A 15,735-nucleotide genomic window follows, 5' to 3' on the forward strand; every position below is an offset into this window, starting at 1 on the left:
GACCCCTGCCCCGCCGGCGATCGACGGACGGATTGCCGACTTTCGCGACGAGCTTGCCGCCGGCTTGAGGCAACCGCTCGATACGCCGGCCGACCTCGGCGCCGCCGAGGCATGTTTTCGCAGGCTACTCCCTTTCAGCCGCCGGGCCGGCATCTCCCGTCTCGCCGACCTGACCGGGCTCGACCGTCTCGGTCTGCCGGTGGCGCAGGCCATCCGGCCGGCCGCGCTTTCCGAGGTGACCTCGCTTGGCCGCGGCCTCACCCTGATGGAGGCGGCGGTCGGGGCGATCATGGAGGGTCTCGAGCGTTTCTTCGCCGAGCGTATTCCCTCCTCGGACTGCTTTCTTGCGACCGCCGACGAGCTTCTGATCGATGCGGCCCTGCTCGAAAACCTGCTGCTTCCCCACGCCGGCACCGCATGGCGATCGCTGCCAATTCCCTGGACCTTGGCTGTCGATGTCGCGAGCGGAGCGCTGCAGCCGGTGCCGCTCGAACTTGTTCACACCTGCTATACCGATCCCGAGCCACAGGGCGACGGATTGTTCATCCGCACCACCACCGGCCTTGCCTGCCACAGCACAACGCGCGATGCCTTCGCGCATGGACTGTTCGAATGCATCGAACGCGACGCGATCGCGCGAGCCTTCACCACCCACGGCTTTTTCGATCGTCGCCGCATAGCGACATCGCACATCGGGCCGAAGGTCGAGCATATCCTTTCGGTCACCCGGACGCAGGGCATCGCTTTCGCGCTTTGGCACGCTCCCTCGCCCACCGACCTACCGGTGATCTGGTGCCAGGCGATCGAGGCCGGCGCGGCTGAGCCGACCCTGGCGTTGCCGACGGAGGGCTATTCGGCGGACCTTACCGTCGAGACAGCCGCGGCGAGCGCGATGCTGGAGGCATTGTCGGCGCGCGCCGGGGCGATTTCCGGCGCGCGCGACGACCAGACGCGCAAACACTATCGCAAGAGCACCGACCCGCTCGCCGCGGACGCCCGCCGCCTGATCCTCGAATCCACGGCTGCTGGCACGGCAGCGTCGCCCTTCGCCCCAACATGCCTGCGCGACGTCGTCGACCGGGTTGCCGCCTGCGGGCTTGGACCTGTTCTCGCCGTACCGGTCGGAGCGGACGCCGAAGCAGGCGTGGCCTGCGTGCGAACCATTCTTGCGGGTGCGCGGCCGTTTTCAATTTTGCGTTGAGGGGTTGCCGATGACGAATGCCGGCAAGGAAGGTCCAATTCTGGTTTTTCTCGGCCCCACGCTGCGTCTCGACGAGGTGCAGGCGGTGCTCGACGCGATCTATCTTCGGCCCGTATCCCAAGGGGACGTCATACTCGCCGCCCATGCCTTCCGCCCACGTGCGATGGTGCTAATCGACGGACAGTTCGAGGACCGTCCCGCCGTCCGCCATAAGGAAATTCTCTGGGCGATGGCACAAGGCATCGTCATGATCGGCGCGGCCAGCATGGGAGCCTTGCGGGCGGCCGAGCTTGCGCCCTATGGCATGATCGGCGTCGGCCTGATCTATAGGTGGTACCGGCGCTGGCCGTTGACGGCGGAGGATGCGGTCGCCGTGCAGTCAGGGCCCGCCGAACTGGGCTTTCTGCCGCTCACGGACGCACTGGTCGACCTTCAACGGACGTTCTCGAAGCTTGCCCGCCAAAATATGATGACATCCGATGAGCGCGACCAGCTTACATCATTGGCGCGCGGGACGAACTTTCGCGATCGCTCGCTCGCAGCCCTATTGCGGGCTGGGGGATTTTCCAGTGACCGTATTTCGGCATTTCGGAAAGACATGACCGGGCAAAAGCGCCAGGACGCCCTCCTTACGTTACGTAAGGCGCCTTCCCTAATAGTAGAGCGGCAGGGCAACGACGTTGATCGCGCCTGGGTAGCGACCAATACTTTCATGAGAGATTTGGAAGCCTCGCATATTGACATCGACTTGATACGAAATTACTAAATAAACGTGTGGTTGCTCAATCCTTCTTCTTCGAAAGCGATTGTGACATGGAACCGTATCCGAACAATGTAACGGAACGCGTGAACCCACGCATCGGAACACGATTCTGGATTTTCCCCCAACCTCCCTTCATCCCCGGCTACGAAGAGCCCGATCGCGTCTGGCTCTCGATCCTGCCCGACGAGATCCGTGACGGACCGAGCGACCAGTGGGTATACGTGGTCGATCCGTTGATCGAAAAACAGCCCTATGGTCCTGACGATCTGCCGCCGTTCGAAGGCGAGCGGCGCCCGGCGGCACGATCTGGCCCGGATCGCAACTTCGACAATATGGACCCGAAATCACGGGCCTACCTCGGCGTCCACGTCTATGCCTGCGTACATTTCGTGCTCGACATCTGGCAAAGCTATCTGGGTCATCGCATCCGCTGGTTCTTCGACCCGGCCTTTCGCCGCCTGGAAATCATTCCCCTGGTCGACTGGGACAACGCCCATGCCGGCTACGGCTATCTGGAGCTGGGAGCCTCCGATGTCGGCGGCGTGCTGCGGCCCTATGCGCTGAACTTCGACACAATCGCACACGAGGTCGGCCATTTCATCAGCCTGGCGGAACTCGGCATACCGATGATCACGTCGCGCGAGGCCGATTTCTTCCCGTTTTCCGAAGCCTTTTCCGACTGCGTGTCGCTGATTTCGCTGCTGCATTTCGGTTCCGCCGTCGACCGGCTGCTGCGTCGGACACAGGGCAATCTCCTACTTTCCAACGAGCTCAACCGCTTCGCCGAGACCAGTCCCGAGACGCAAATCCGTCTCGCCACCAACTTCCGCCGCATGTCGGAAACCACCCGCGAGCCGCACGACCGCTCGCTCCCCTTCCTCGGCGCGATCTTCGACAGCATCGTGGAGATCTATCATCGGCAATTGGTCAGGGACGGCTTTGCCGACAGGCGCCTTTTGAACGCCGATTTGCGTGACTTGACGCTGAGCGAGTTCGACGAGTTCCGCTCGCTGACCGAACGGTCATTTCGCGACCGGCCGCTGTATTTCAAGCTGGCGCTCGAGACCGCGCGTGACCAGGTCGGCAGTGCACTCGCCGCGTCGCTGCGTACACTTGATCCCAACACCATGACTCTCGAGCAAGTAGCACGGGCCGTCATCCAAGCTGCCAGCCGTGGCGGCGCCGATGCGCTCGAAGCGAATTTTGTGTGGCGTGAAATCATCGGTCCAAGATGAACTCTAGGAGGGCAAACAATGAGCGACTTTTGCGGTCCCTATCCGGGCGTGGGGGAGGAGCCGAAAGGCCTGCAGGTTCCTGACTACAGTACCTACAACCCAGGAGAAGTGAAACTGTATGGCCGACCTGCCACTCTTCTATCTGCAATCAACGACAACATGCTAAAGGAGAAAATTTATGCCGCGATGAACTCGAACGAAACAATAAACAACCTGAATCCGGAAGCAAAAAAAGAAGTCGGTGGAATAATCGACGACCTAATAAGAGAGATTGAGAGAAAAACCGGCGAGGACGTCATCCTTTCCCTCTTGAACGGAAGAATAACATTCACTGCGCTTGGTGACGACGGAATTTATGCGCTGCCAATTACCATTGGTGGTCAGACGCTCCACAAGCAAGTCCGGCAATGCATGAAAAGCATCGGCGTCATCTACGGATATGCCTATGAAGGCCATTGCTACCGGTTGCCAAAACCGCAAATCATGTTCTTGCCGGAAGAGGCTCGCACCATCGTGCAGGACGATTGCGGATGCGACTGCGGATACGAGCCCAAGCTCGGATATGCCGTATGGCAAATCGACAAGCTCGATGTGGTCGTTGCGCTCGACATCCGTGCCGACGACGTCAAGACGCTCGTCCTCGACGCCAATCTCCCGGGCAACCGTTCACCGCTTGCTTATGCGCAGACACAGGCGCTGGCTCCGCAACGTGGGCCAATGGGCGGATAGAGCCAGGAAACGGACGCCAAATCGGGTGATCTCATGCGTCTGCAGCAGGTAGGCCCTGACCAAAAAGGCGCGGCTGTGCGACAGCTTGATGTGAGCGACCTGTAGCTTCGTGCGCTCGCCGCCGATCACGGCATAGTCCTAACTCCAATCAAACTGGAATGCTTCACCTGGGCGGAAAGACAGCGGAACGAATACGCCGCGGTCCGTCGTCTGCTGCTCACGTTGCCGATCAGCCCGCCAATCACGGGCGAAGGCCGCGACCCGGCCATAGGAGCCGGTAAAGCCGAGAGCCACCAGATCGGCATGGAGCTGCTTCAACGTCCTGCGCTGTTTGCGCGATCTTCCGGTCTCTTTCTTCAGCCAGGCCGCCAGTTTGTCAGCAAAAGGATCAAGCTTGCTCGGTCGTTCTGGTATCGTGAACGTCGGCTCGATCGTACCAGCGCTCAGATACTTCGCGATCGTGTTGCGCGACAGCCCGGTGCGCCGGCTGATCTCACGGATCGACTGCTTCTCTCGCAGCGCCATCCGACGGATGATGTTTAAAAGTCCCATGTGGATCACTCCGTTGCCCCCGTCGCTCACCGCGTTGGGGGAAGGTTCACATGCTCAATTCTCAATGGAAATTATGCGCCTAACCGGCTCAGTTCTGCGTGGAAACCAACACCTGGTACAAAAAACCGTCAGACATGCTCCCAATCGACCTCAAGATTGAAGACTATTCGACCAACGAGAAAATCGGATATCTGCCTCGGAAGCTGACACAGGTGACAGACACCCCGTTCGATAACGAACGTCCCGGCGACATCGCGTATTACGCGCCATGGGCGATCTGGTCTTCTTCTACGACAGCTACCGATATTCGAAAGGGCTTATCCGCCTCGGGTGCTTCGATGAAGGCTTTGAGCCTCTTTTGACCCGCGGCGAGTTTCCTTTGCGTATCGAGCACCTCTGAAATCACGCCAAAACGCCAGCTAAATCTCCAAAACCTTTAGCTGCGGGAATGAAGGCGCTGAGACAGCTTAGACAATTAGCCACGAAACCTGCCGCAGCGCGAGGGGAACACGGTCATTCGCCGCCCCTTACCGGGGCTAAGACGCGGACAAAATTACACAATTTTAAGAGATTGGTACCGAGACTGCTTTGGCGGAAATTCTTGGTAGCGGGAGACCGTTATGGTCAGAACGGCCGGCAGGGTGAACCGAACGTGGTCAGCTTAGGAACATGGCAAATTTCCGTGGTTAAAGCGGTCCAAAAATACATCGATGTGGCGGCTAGTCCGTCGGCCGCCAACGACGGGCGCGCGGGTGTTCTAAATACATTTGAAGCGTGACGGATGGCGGCCACTTCACCACGGAAGCGCCCTGCCTGATCTTTGTTTATCGAAGGAGGCGCCGATGTCAGACCAGACCAAATCCACCAAGCTTGTCGTTCTCGCGGCATTCGACCTCGACGACGAGGGCAATCTCTACCCGGCTTTCGAAGCGCGCCAGGTAGACAACGCAGAGCGAGCGGTGCGCGAGGCGAGGATGATCGCCGACGAGCACGCGGGCGTCGTCGCCTGGAGCCGTGACGCGGATCCGATGGTCGGGGAGTACGGCCCGCCGACTATCCTTTATCAGAACGGGCAGATACCGGGGATGGAGTGACGGCGACGCCCAGCAAAAGCAATGGCTCCGTCGGCTTGACTTCAAGGTCCAAATTCCTGCAATCAGAGAAAGGTCATCTCTCGAAGGTTCCCCGAAAATGAAGTTCGACGCGCGCCACCTGCCGACTAAGATCGACGACTACGATGTTTGTGTGATCGGCAGCGGCCCCGCCGGACTTACGGTGGCCTTGGAGCTGATGCATTCGGGAAAGCGCGTAGGCGTTTTGGAAGCCGGCGGCGCTGACAGTACCGATGACAAAGCGGAAAACGATAAGGCGGTTGAGAGCCGGGGCATCGAGATCCGACCGGAATCCAGAGAGCGAATACTCGGCGGATCATCGGAGACTTGGTCCGGTTTTATAGCTCCGCTCGACCCGATCGATTTTGAGCCTAGACCGGGCAGCCATGATGGGTGGCCCATTTCGTCTACTGAAATTACTGACCACCTAGACAAAACTGGCCATCGCTACGGGCTTCCACACTCGTCGGCATTTGCTCCGGTGAGCGGCGATCCCGATGCAATCCAACGGTTCGGTCTCAGCGGAAAGACTTTCCGCGTTCAGCGGCCGCCGCTACGCTATCGGCAAAAGTTTGAACACGCGTTTTTATCGCCCAACCTGGATCTGATTTTTGGCGCCACCGTGACCAGGCTAGTATCAGAGACGGACGGACGCGTTTCCAGCGTTAAACAGGCCTTGTTCGTTGACAGGAACGGCGATGAGCACGCTGTAGGCTCACGTATTTTCATCTTGGCTGCGTCGGCGATTGAGTCAGTGCGCATCGCGCTCAATTCGGACCAAATAGGGAACGAATACGATCAGCTCGGTCGGTATTTCATGAATCATCCGAAGGCAAATGTTGCTAGGGTGCATTTTCCAGAGCCGCTCCCCCGAGACCACTTTTTCTTCGAGACTGGAGATGAAAAGAGTGGTCGCTATGTCGGTCTGAGGCTTTCAGAAGACATACAACGAAAAGACAATTTGCTGAACTCCTACATCCGACTTGAGCCTTCAAGAAATAGCGGGTCCTATCCTCGCGCTGAAAAACTCTCACGCGCTTTCAAGCAGCTAAAGCGACGAGGCCTCGCCGATGGACCAATGGAGGCCACTAAGGCGGTTGGCAGCCTTTTAGCAAGTTTTGTTGGCCTCCCCGAGATGGTCGCTCGATCGATGAACCGGCGAAAATCGAAAGCGGAAAACTCTGTGGCGGGCGCAGTCGTTCGATGTTTCACGGAAATGGAGCCGGACCCGGATAATCGTATTGAGCTGTCTACGGCAAGCGATCGATTTGGTTTACCTATCCCCCGGGTCTCTCACAGCCAATCTGACGCAAGCATCCATTCAGTCGAACGCCTTCTTTCCGCCGCGGAGCGCATGTTCGCAGCTACGTCGGGTAAAATGGTCAGAACCGTCGATAGTCTCCGAGATGCGCTGAACAATGACGCGAGCCACCATCTCGGCGGCTTGAGGATGGGGACCGATCCCGCAAACTCGGTTGTTGATACCAACTTGAAGTTCCATTCAGTCGATAACCTTTACGCCGCAGGTGGTGCGGTATTCCCCACCGGCGGATGTGCAAATCCAACGCTTACAATCATCGGCCTCTCGATGAGACTGGCGGCGACTATCAACGAAACCCTGGTTAGCCGTGCAGGAAGTGTGAATGCTCGTGAACGGAAGGGGACGGGCTTTATAATTATCGGTGCGGGCCGGCGCGTTCGGGAGGACGTCCTTCCTGCGTTAGAACGTCTCATTGGGCGCGCTTATGTTTCCGGGATTTACGCAACGAGTAAAAGCGCGGTCGTCGGTCTCGACGATGTCTATGATGTCGAGCCCATTTCGAGTTTAAATGCGGAGGCTCTTGCCCCGTCGCAATTCATCTATGTGGCCGTTCCCCCGAAAAAGCTGGCATCTATTCTGAGCCGACTTACCGAATTCGACTGTTCTGACAAAACACTCGTCGTCGACACGCCCACTTTGCGAAATAAAGAACTCGATGCACTCTATTCCAGGTTTCTGAAGGTGGCGGTGGCTGAAGACTCTGCATATCTGCCGTGGATCAAGCTTTTAACGAACAAGTATGCGCCGATCGAACGGGTGGAATTCGACCGATCCGCTTATGCCTATCACGCAGTAGCGCTGGCTAAGACAATCCTTGCCAACGGGGGCGCTCGTCCAGTTGTCAAAAAAACCGCTGGAAGCAAACGAACGAAAACGTTCCATTTTGATAACGGTCGTACAAGCAAGCTCATCGGCCCGCGTGACTACAAGTCGGGCGCGATGAGATTCCTCGCATCTGATGGGACCATAATCGACACTAAACCACGATCAGACAGCGACGTAGTAATCTGCCCCAGGGTCGAAGAATTCCGCTGCATCGGCTTCCAACAAGGTGCAAATTTCATTGCACTTTCACCTCAAGAGACCGATCTGGCAGGCTCCTTTTCGCCCGAAGACACTATTGTCTCGCGAATGCTTGACATAAAGCGAGTTGGCCTCATGCGTTTGCTATCTGATTTATTGAGTGGTGGGGATGGGTACACCCTTAAGGAAGGGCTGGATGACGCCCAGGCTACGGAGTAGCACAAGACATGCTATTCCATTCAATACGTGCCTTCATAGTTAGGTTGAAATCCTGCGGCGCAGTGAAATTTGATGGCAGGTGCAGAATATCGCCAGGGGCGATCTTCGAGGCTGGAAAAGGCGGTTGTGTCCGCATTGGCCACAACTGCGATGTCCGTCACGGGGCAATGATACTCGGTTTTGGAGGGCGGGTTCGCCTGGGACGAAACGTCAGTCTGAACCCGTATTCAATTATTTACGGTCATGGCGGAGTAAACATAGGTGACGACGTGCGAATTGCAGCCCACGTCGTGATTGTGGCTTTCAATCACCGGTTCGCCGATAGAGACAAACCGATAAAGAAGCAGGGAAATACGAAAAAGGGTATCGAAATCGGAAACGACGTCTGGATTGGGGCTGGCGCAAAAATTTTAGACGGCACCCGCATCGCGGACGGGTGTGTGATAGGCGCAAACGCTGTTCTATCCGGTCAGACGGTGCCATTCGGAATTTATGCAGGGGCGCCCGCGAAGTTGATCAAACTACGAGGAGCGCCCGGCTGACATCCCCATACAGTGTCGGACACTCCAGCAATGCACTGGACCGGCTTACTTGGTCACGATACAATTGAAGCCTGTTGTGAAGTAGGGTGTAGTGACGCGCCCTAATATCGGCTTCAAAATAAGCATCATCGGCAAATTCCACAGGAATAGGAGCTGCACAGCCACATCTATCCGCTTGTCCTTGAACCACAAGCTGCGCACCAAGAGATGCATCGCCGTCCGCCCCCAGCTAGCCCGAGCGCGAATATCCACACCCGAGAAATTCTGGAAAAGCTTGCGAAACCCGAACTCGGTATATCGAAAAAAGTCATAGGGTGCGTCGTGGAGAGGAAATAACATCGGGCCCGACACAAATGCTTTCCCATTCTCCTTCAGGATGTGGCGAATATTCTCTGCCGCTGCATATGGGTCAACAACATGCTCGATAACTTCTGCGCAGATGAGATAGTCAAAAGATGCGGCATCCAGTTTTGTAGCCGTTAAGTCGTCGACAATATCGGGCTTGCGCTTCGGATCGATATCGGAACTGACAATAAGGACGCCTGGCGCGACATTGGATTTTATTACATCCATTACCTCACCCCCCGCGCCGATATTCAGAACCCGACTTCCAGAGGGGATTGCTCGGACGAACTCCGACAATCCAATATTTAGTGGCTTGCGCGATAAGCGTTTCGCAAGTTTCTTAAGCGGTCTCTTTAACACGCGCGCCCCGATGCAAAATTCTGTGAGGTTGTTGTGGCAACGGCTTACCTAGTAAGAATTGAACAATCAACCTCTCCACATCTACGCCGACCATTAAAGTCAAATGACATTTCTAACACGACCTACTGCCCCGGTAGCCGCTCAGCCGGCCGGCCATTGATCCCGACAGGCCGCCCTAGCTCGCGTTCAAGCCGCTGCTGGTTTTCCTTCAGGTCCATGATGATGTCTCTTGCGCCATAGATGCCGCCTTGGGCCTGCTTCGGTTCATCAATCTGCCTTTGCGCGGCGCCGATCGACTGGTCGAAGGTTTCGTCGAGGGGCGTAATCTGAGGCCGTTGTCTCCCTGTCCGCATGCCGCCGCACTGACGAAGAGGTGAAGGCCGCGCTACTTGATGCTGCCGATATGATCTGGACGCAGAAGATCGTGTTAGATGCGAAGGACGAGGTTTTGAGGGGCGAATGAGGGGTGTAGCCCCGGAGGCGGAAGTGTCAGAACTTCAAGAGCGCATCTTGCTTATCGCGTTAGCCATCTTCGGCTACCTGGTGTTCTTCGGACCCATCGCTTTGCGTGGATCACAGATGTTTTCGGGTGGCCATGACTCAATCAATCGTCTCACACCTGGACGCAGTTCCACGGCCTCATCTCGGCAGCTTCATAAAGCGTTTGCTATTAACTTCTTTAGCGCGCACTGTCCCACGGTCGGCAGCCATCAACACGGGCGCTGCCGCGTAAGGGCTGATTTCCCTTCCCCAATCGTAAAGGAGGACCATCGATGTCTTCCACTTTCTATAATATTCAATGGATGAACGCATGTGGCTCAGTTCGCCGCTTCCGATATATAGACTTCTTGATCAAATCGAGCCCGGCACTCAGCCTGGGGTTCGTCGCCTTCATCACGTTCAAGGATCTCCCCTGGTAGTATTCGATCGAATGCCGCGATGATTGAGCCCGTCCTGAAAGCGAGGACACGGTAACAATCCGCGCTGCAACTGTCGGTGTGCTACCGACCATTGGAATGAAGGACGATGTTGCGGAGGTTACGCCTGCCATGACGACGCGAACGAAACATAGAACCGTTCATTTCAACGCGCCGGCATTGCTGGATGGTCTCGAATCCCCCCTGGGGGCCGGCGACTACGAATTGAGTGAAGACGAAGAGCTGATCGAGGGGATTTCCTGGCTTGCTTACCGTCGTGTCGCGACATTCATCACCATCCCCCAACATTAGCGAACGGCAATGTAGCCCGCATGCTACCGGTTGATGCGGAAGCCATTGAAGAATTGCACCGCCGCGATGGCATTGGTGAACCTCGGTAGGAATGGGAGTTTAGTTCATGGTCCATCACAAATTTACCATCGGAACGGAGGTTCGTCTTTTGAGTCTAGTGGGGCTTTTCCCTGAAGCGGCAGAGACTTACCGGATAACCGCCCTTTTGCCAGTCCTGGACCGGTCTCCACAATACCGGCTTCGCAATGAAGTATCTCGGCAAGAGCGCGTTTCGAAAGAGGATAACTTGACCGCGACGCATGCCACCTCAATCCGCTAGAAGAAAATGAACCTATGCGCTGCGCGACGACGATCCACACCCCCGTGCAAGGATGAAAATCTCGGCCGAGGCTCCTAACCAACCGGGCCGAGCAGCATGCCCGTTACACAATTGCCCAGTCCCGGGGCAAACAAAAAAGAAGCATCAGCCATGGAAGTCTTCGGCAAAATCAGGATAGAACATCAGCACGAACTAAGGCTTTCCGTCGTGTTCGGATTATTTTCTTTTCCGTTTGGCTATCTGACTGCATCCTTGGTGACAACAGTTTGGACTCTTACCTCGGGATTGACGGAGATACTCTCAGCGATGATCGTCGGAACGGTTGGACTTATCATCGGCAGTATGATCGGCGCCAAGATGGACCGAGCATCAGAAAATAGCGCGCACGGTAAACGCCATAAGCCGTCGTTCATAGGGCGATAGCCAGCACCAATTGCCGCCTTACTGCCCTAGCGGTCGATCGGCCGGCCGGCCATTGATGCCAACCAGTCGTCCCAGTTCCCGTTCAAGCCGCTGCTGGTTTTCTTTAAGGTCCATGATGATGTCCCGGGCGCCGTAGATACCGCCCTGGGCCTGCTTCAGTTCATCGACCTGCCTTTGCACATCTCCGAACCGCTGATCGTAACCCATAAAGACGCGATCGAGCTCCAGGCGGGGAACCTGCGAATTTCGCAGATCGGTGATCGCGGTCTCACTGCGCGCCCGATCCTCCTGACCGCGCGCCGTGCGCCATTCCATTTCCTGTTGCGTCACCATTCTCTCGGAGATGATGGCGACAGAAGCCTTGAGGTCGCTCGTTGATTCACGGATAGGCATATAGGCCAATCCACCCAGCACGGTCGCAAACGTGAGCGGTACGCCGAGCGCCTGCCATTGCGGCTTGTTGCGCTCGGCCATGTTGGTGGAAAGGGCAGCGGTGGAATTCCGCATCTCCGCGCCCAAGGCGCTGAGAGCCGATTCCATCTGCTTGAAGCCGGTTCGCATTTCCGCTTCAAGGTCGGTCTGCCGGCGGCCGAGATTGGTCACCCGCTCGCCCAGCTGCGCTGTCACTGCATCCGTATAGGTCCGGTGTAAGCGCGATTTTCCGTGCATATTGACGTAAGGGGGCGTCGCTGACCCGGTCGCTCCTGCGTAGCGATACCCGGCTCTATCAGGCCTCAGACTTTTTGGAGAAGTTGAATGGCAACAGGTCACCGACGTCGGCGGCGTTCTCGCGCTGAGGCAACTCAGTGAGCACATGGCGCAGCCAGGTGAGTGGGTCGACGCCGCAGGCGCGGCAGGTCAGCATCAGACTGTAGATCACAGCGCTGGCCTTGGCTCCGTCAGCGGTATCGCTGAACAGCCACGATTTTCTTCCGGTCGCAAAAACTCTGATGTCGCGTTCCAGAATGTTGTTATCGATCGGCATCCTGCCGTCGCTGATGTAGCGCGTCAGATAATCCCATTGGTTCAAGGTGTATGAGACGGCATCGCCTAGCTTGGTATCCGGCACGACCTTTGGCGCGATATTGTCGAGCCATGACTTGAGTGCGTTCAGGACAGGCAAGCTGTGCTGTTGCCGGAAACGGCGATTGCAATCGGACTGCGTTTCACCGGCTTCGGGTTTTTTGTCTCGCGCCTGCTTTTCGATCCGGTAGAGCTGTTCGAAGAACCGGAGCGCCTGTTCCGGCGGTCCGCCTCCATTCTTCCGGGTTTTGAGTGCCTCGACAAAGCGCCGCCGGGAATGAGCCATGCATCCGACATGGGTGGCACCATCGAAGGTGCGCCAGGCTGTGTAGCCATCCGTCATGAGTATGCCGCGGTATTTGCCAAGGAAGGTCTGCGGGTGAATCTGACCGCGACCGGGCTGGTAGTCGAGAAGCACGATCGGCTCGTTACTATCCTCGCTGCTGCGATAAGCCCACATATACGATGTGCTGGTGGCTTCCTTATTCTTTTCCTTCAGCACCTGAACGGTCGTCTCATCACCGTGAATGAGAGGCTGCGACCTGAGCCGCAATCTCAGTGCATCATAGATGCGGGGAAGATGCTTCTCGCTCGAGCCAATCACCCAATGAGCGAGAGCACCCCGGCTGATCGGAACGCCGGCACGCTTGAATGTCTGAGCCACGCGGTAGAGCGGCGTGCCATCGACGTATTTGTGGACGAGTGCGAAGGCCAGCGTGGAGGCGGTGGCGATGCTGCCCGGCAATGGTTGCGGTGGCATCGGTGCGATCACGACAGGCGTGTTGATGCCGGTGCGGTCGCAATGTCGACAGGCGTATTTGAACCGCACGTTCTGCAGAACCTTTGCCTTGACCTCGATATGGAGCTGCTCGGTAACGGCTTCGCCCATGCGATGCATTTGGCCATTGCAACAAGGGCAAGCTTTCTGAGCCTCGGGAAGGTCGTATTCGACACGCTCGCGCGGCAGGTCTACTGGCAGAGGTCTGCGGCCACGCTTCTTTCCCGCCGCGCTATCGACCGCCGGCAGGCCTGTATCCGGGAGATCGGCGACGTCGTCGCCATGATCAGGATCATTCTCGTCTGCGGCCTCTTCGGCTTCGTTGAAGAGGCGATCGACGTGCTTTTCGCTGCGGGGTGCAAACCGATGCAGCCTTGCGAGCGCCAGTTCCTCTTCCAGCTTGACCACCCGCCGTGACAGCGCTTCCTTCTCGGCTTTGAGCGCAGCGATTTCGGCAGCACTTGCCGCCAACTGCGCCATCAGCTCTGCAACATCAGGGTCGCCGGTTCGGGTCATCCCAGTTTTGAATCTGAACCGCGTCGCCGCGTCAACAGATCAACATGCCACCTCAGCCGGCGATCTGATATTGCCGTACCGGATGGCGGATCATCGCATCGATATCGATCCCGTCGAGAATCCAGTGCAGTTGCTCGGTCGTCAGTGTAACCACCGGCACCTCTCGGCGCGGCCATCGGAACTTGTCTTCCGTCAACCGCTTCAGGATCAGCACAAAGCCCGACCGATCGAAGAACAGCAGCTTCACCCGGTCACGCCGGCGGTTGCAGAAGGCAAACACCGCAGGGGCAAACGGGTCCAGCGCCATCGTCTCCTGGACCAAGACCGCAAGGCTGTCGATGCCGGCCCGGAAGTCGATCGGCTCCCGATGCAGGTAGACCTTCAGATCAGCGCCCAGTCTGAACATGACCCAACGCTCCGATTATCGCCGTCAATCCGCTGAGATCATTGCACTCCAGCGTCAGTCTCACACCATTGGGCAGGGACGCGCTCACCTTTGCTGGAGAAGAAAGTGGGCCGTTCCTGTCCATTCTCGGCAATCGCTCTTCGCGATCCGCGGCAGGCATCTCAATTTCGAACTCCCTGCTCGGGGCCGCGACCTCAACGGGGATAAACGCAGATGTCGAAGACGGCGATAACGGATGGGCCTGGGTGTGCTTCCTGATCCATTTCCAAACGAGGTTCGCATTGACCCCATGTTCTCGCGCAAGTTTCGATACCGATGCGCCGGACTCAAGGCAGGCTGCAACAAGGCGATCCTTCGACCCTTGATCGAAGCGGCGTCTTCCGTTCCGACCGACCAGTCGTACCGCCAGTTTTTGACCTTCATCCATAACGTGGTGTCCACCTCTTTTAAGTGGACACCACATGCCAAAGCTCACTCAAATACAAAAGGTGCAGCGAAATTCGCGCTTACGGTCCGGTGAGCTTCGTTGCCGTTCATATCATCCGCCATTCTTTCCGCCGCCTCGTCTCGATGTCAATTCAGGTCGCAGTCACTTCGCCGGCACGACGTTATCCGGAGCGTTGCCCGGCGTCTCGATCGTCACATCCGCCTTGGCGGCACGGATTTGTCGATCGCTTTGGCCGCATCGAGCGCTTTGGCAGAAGGCCGCTTGAACAGCGCATACAACCGTGCCTGGCGAGATCAGCGCGCCGGCGATCACGTCGATGTTTTGCGAGAGCACGGCGCTCTGATCGTCGCTGATGAATCCGCGCGTGGCGAGCGCGGCCGCCGCCCAGACGATGGCGTATCGGAGGATGACGGGCAGGTAGTTGGTGATGTTCATTGTCGTGTCCTTTCGGTTGGTGAAATCAGTCGGCTGCGCGGGCTTCTTTGAGCGCCGTGGAGATCGCGACATAGGCCTGCGCTACGCGCACGATCGCGTCGGCCGCCGTGGCCTGGTTAGCATCGGTGCAGAGGATGGCGACGCCATCATAGGCCGCCGCTTCCCGCGCGACCGTGCGCGCCGAGATCTTGCCGGTGACCGCGACGGCCGAGAACGCGACATGCGCCGTCTCGATCAGGTCGCAGGTTCTGGGCAGGTTTTTCTGGATCGCGGTTTCGATCGAGGTGGTGGTACAGGCGGACAGCGCGAGGCATGCCGCCGCCGTGAGGAGCAGAGTGCGCATGATGATTTCCTTTGTGCTAATATGGACATGGCGAATTGTCGCGATGGCCCGATGTCCGGGCCGGCGCGATAGTGAGGCATCAGAGGAGATCGAAGATGCTGGCGACGATTCGAATGAGCACCTGGCTTGACGGGGCGATGATCCGACACCCGAGAGTGCTATCGGCGAGCGCAGTCCGCGATGCCCTGATGATGGTGACGGACGATGAAAATCGGATCGATGAGATTTTCACGACCGTGGAAATAACGGGAGCCTGTCACCTGTTTGACGATGAGGGTGACCCTCAGTTTCTCTTTGAGCGGGTGCTGCACTCTTAGAGTCGGATTCGAAAAGCATTCAACGATATCCATACCTTGCAAGCCGTCTGGTTATCAGGCGAATGTGGGCGATCATGATCCAAGCTTCGGCTGATG

General features: G+C 57.5%; 17 protein-coding genes and 3 pseudogenes. 12 read left to right on the top strand and 8 right to left on the bottom strand.

Annotation, left to right across the window (positions count from 1 at the left end):
• Positions 1-19: 19 nt before the first annotated feature.
• From ASD31_RS06670 to ASD31_RS06685, 4 genes are read left to right on the top strand one after another with little or no spacing between them, the layout of a single operon-like run.
• A complete protein-coding gene (locus tag ASD31_RS06670) occupies positions 20-1,201 on the top strand; it encodes a YcaO-like family protein (protein ID WP_413813801.1) in 1,182 nt (393 codons plus the stop codon).
• Positions 1,202-1,211: 10 nt separating this feature from the next.
• Entirely contained in the window at positions 1,212-1,967 is a 756-nt protein-coding gene (locus tag ASD31_RS06675; protein ID WP_056331151.1) for a TfuA-like protein, read from the top strand.
• A 47-nt stretch (positions 1,968-2,014) separates the two neighbouring features.
• Positions 2,015-3,199, top strand: coding sequence for a hypothetical protein (locus ASD31_RS06680; protein ID WP_056331154.1), 1,185 nt, complete (start codon positions 2,015-2,017; stop codon positions 3,197-3,199).
• An 18-nt stretch (positions 3,200-3,217) separates the two neighbouring features.
• Positions 3,218-3,928 carry a hypothetical protein gene (locus tag ASD31_RS06685; RefSeq protein WP_056331156.1) on the top strand — a complete coding sequence of 237 codons (711 nt, stop codon included), beginning with the start codon at positions 3,218-3,220 and terminating at the stop codon, positions 3,926-3,928.
• Positions 3,929-3,955: 27 nt separating this feature from the next.
• On the opposite strand, the pseudogene ASD31_RS06690 reads toward ASD31_RS06685, so the two are convergent.
• Positions 3,956-4,480: pseudogene (locus ASD31_RS06690) on the bottom strand (IS21 family transposase); the annotation flags it as partial.
• Positions 4,481-4,611: 131 nt separating this feature from the next.
• On the opposite strand from ASD31_RS06690, the pseudogene ASD31_RS06695 reads away from it, so the two are divergent.
• The 4 genes and pseudogenes from ASD31_RS06695 to ASD31_RS06710 form a co-directional block, all read left to right on the top strand.
• A pseudogene (locus tag ASD31_RS06695) lies at positions 4,612-4,880 on the top strand (cyclophilin-like fold protein); the annotation flags it as partial.
• Positions 4,881-5,322: 442 nt separating this feature from the next.
• Positions 5,323-5,574 (top strand): hypothetical protein, encoded by a 252-nt coding sequence (locus tag ASD31_RS06700; RefSeq protein ID WP_056331161.1) that lies wholly within the window; start codon positions 5,323-5,325, stop codon positions 5,572-5,574.
• A gap of 97 nt (positions 5,575-5,671) precedes the next feature.
• Positions 5,672-8,155 carry a GMC oxidoreductase gene (locus ASD31_RS06705; RefSeq protein ID WP_056331164.1) on the top strand — a complete coding sequence of 828 codons (2,484 nt, stop codon included), beginning with the start codon at positions 5,672-5,674 and terminating at the stop codon, positions 8,153-8,155.
• Positions 8,156-8,163: 8 nt separating this feature from the next.
• Positions 8,164-8,697: an acyltransferase gene (locus tag ASD31_RS06710; protein WP_082520449.1), complete on the top strand. Its 534-nt coding sequence runs from the start codon at positions 8,164-8,166 to the stop codon at positions 8,695-8,697.
• Between the two features lie 45 nt (positions 8,698-8,742).
• Here the strand turns inward: ASD31_RS06710 and ASD31_RS06715 are convergent, their stop codons facing one another.
• Positions 8,743-9,402 (bottom strand): class I SAM-dependent methyltransferase, encoded by a 660-nt coding sequence (locus tag ASD31_RS06715; RefSeq protein ID WP_162251139.1) that lies wholly within the window; start codon positions 9,400-9,402, stop codon positions 8,743-8,745.
• A gap of 1,049 nt (positions 9,403-10,451) precedes the next feature.
• Here ASD31_RS06715 and ASD31_RS06725 point away from each other — a divergent pair.
• The 3 genes and pseudogenes from ASD31_RS06725 (at position 10,452) to ASD31_RS06730 (ending at position 11,373) form a co-directional block, all read left to right on the top strand.
• Positions 10,452-10,720 (top strand): annotated as a pseudogene (locus ASD31_RS06725) (hypothetical protein).
• Between the two features lie 17 nt (positions 10,721-10,737).
• Complete coding sequence (locus tag ASD31_RS26680) at positions 10,738-10,950, top strand: hypothetical protein (RefSeq protein ID WP_082520451.1); 213 nt, start codon at positions 10,738-10,740, stop codon at positions 10,948-10,950.
• Between the two features lie 150 nt (positions 10,951-11,100).
• Entirely contained in the window at positions 11,101-11,373 is a 273-nt protein-coding gene (locus ASD31_RS06730) for a hypothetical protein (RefSeq protein WP_056331174.1), read from the top strand.
• Positions 11,374-11,391: 18 nt separating this feature from the next.
• On the opposite strand, the gene ASD31_RS06735 is transcribed toward ASD31_RS06730, so the two are convergent.
• From ASD31_RS06735 to ASD31_RS06755, 6 genes are all read right to left on the bottom strand, one after another.
• Positions 11,392-12,000 carry a hypothetical protein gene (locus tag ASD31_RS06735; protein WP_244483779.1) on the bottom strand — a complete coding sequence of 203 codons (609 nt, stop codon included), beginning with the start codon at positions 11,998-12,000 and terminating at the stop codon, positions 11,392-11,394.
• A gap of 100 nt (positions 12,001-12,100) precedes the next feature.
• Complete coding sequence (tnpC, locus tag ASD31_RS06740; protein ID WP_056331179.1) at positions 12,101-13,690, bottom strand: IS66 family transposase; 1,590 nt, start codon at positions 13,688-13,690, stop codon at positions 12,101-12,103.
• Positions 13,691-13,742: 52 nt separating this feature from the next.
• Positions 13,743-14,096, bottom strand: a complete 354-nt coding sequence (tnpB, locus tag ASD31_RS06745) for an IS66 family insertion sequence element accessory protein TnpB (protein WP_056331182.1) — start codon at positions 14,094-14,096, stop codon at positions 13,743-13,745.
• The gene (tnpA, locus tag ASD31_RS25290; RefSeq protein WP_162251140.1) at positions 14,077-14,523 is read right to left on the bottom strand and encodes an IS66-like element accessory protein TnpA; all 447 of its coding nucleotides are present in this window, start codon (positions 14,521-14,523) and stop codon (positions 14,077-14,079) included. The genes tnpB and tnpA overlap by 20 nt, the downstream gene beginning before the upstream one ends.
• 162 nt (positions 14,524-14,685) lie before the next feature.
• Positions 14,686-14,979, bottom strand: a complete 294-nt coding sequence (locus ASD31_RS06750) for a hypothetical protein (RefSeq protein WP_056331185.1) — start codon at positions 14,977-14,979, stop codon at positions 14,686-14,688.
• Between the two features lie 25 nt (positions 14,980-15,004).
• Positions 15,005-15,322, bottom strand: coding sequence for a hypothetical protein (locus ASD31_RS06755; RefSeq protein ID WP_056331188.1), 318 nt, complete (start codon positions 15,320-15,322; stop codon positions 15,005-15,007).
• 95 nt (positions 15,323-15,417) lie between these two features.
• On the opposite strand from ASD31_RS06755, the gene ASD31_RS06760 reads away from it, so the two are divergent.
• Positions 15,418-15,639, top strand: a complete 222-nt coding sequence (locus ASD31_RS06760; protein WP_056331190.1) for a hypothetical protein — start codon at positions 15,418-15,420, stop codon at positions 15,637-15,639.
• Positions 15,640-15,735: the final 96 nt, after the last annotated feature.

The organism is Rhizobium sp. Root482 (assembly GCF_001426565.1).
Lineage (GTDB): Bacteria > Pseudomonadota > Alphaproteobacteria > Rhizobiales > Rhizobiaceae > Pararhizobium.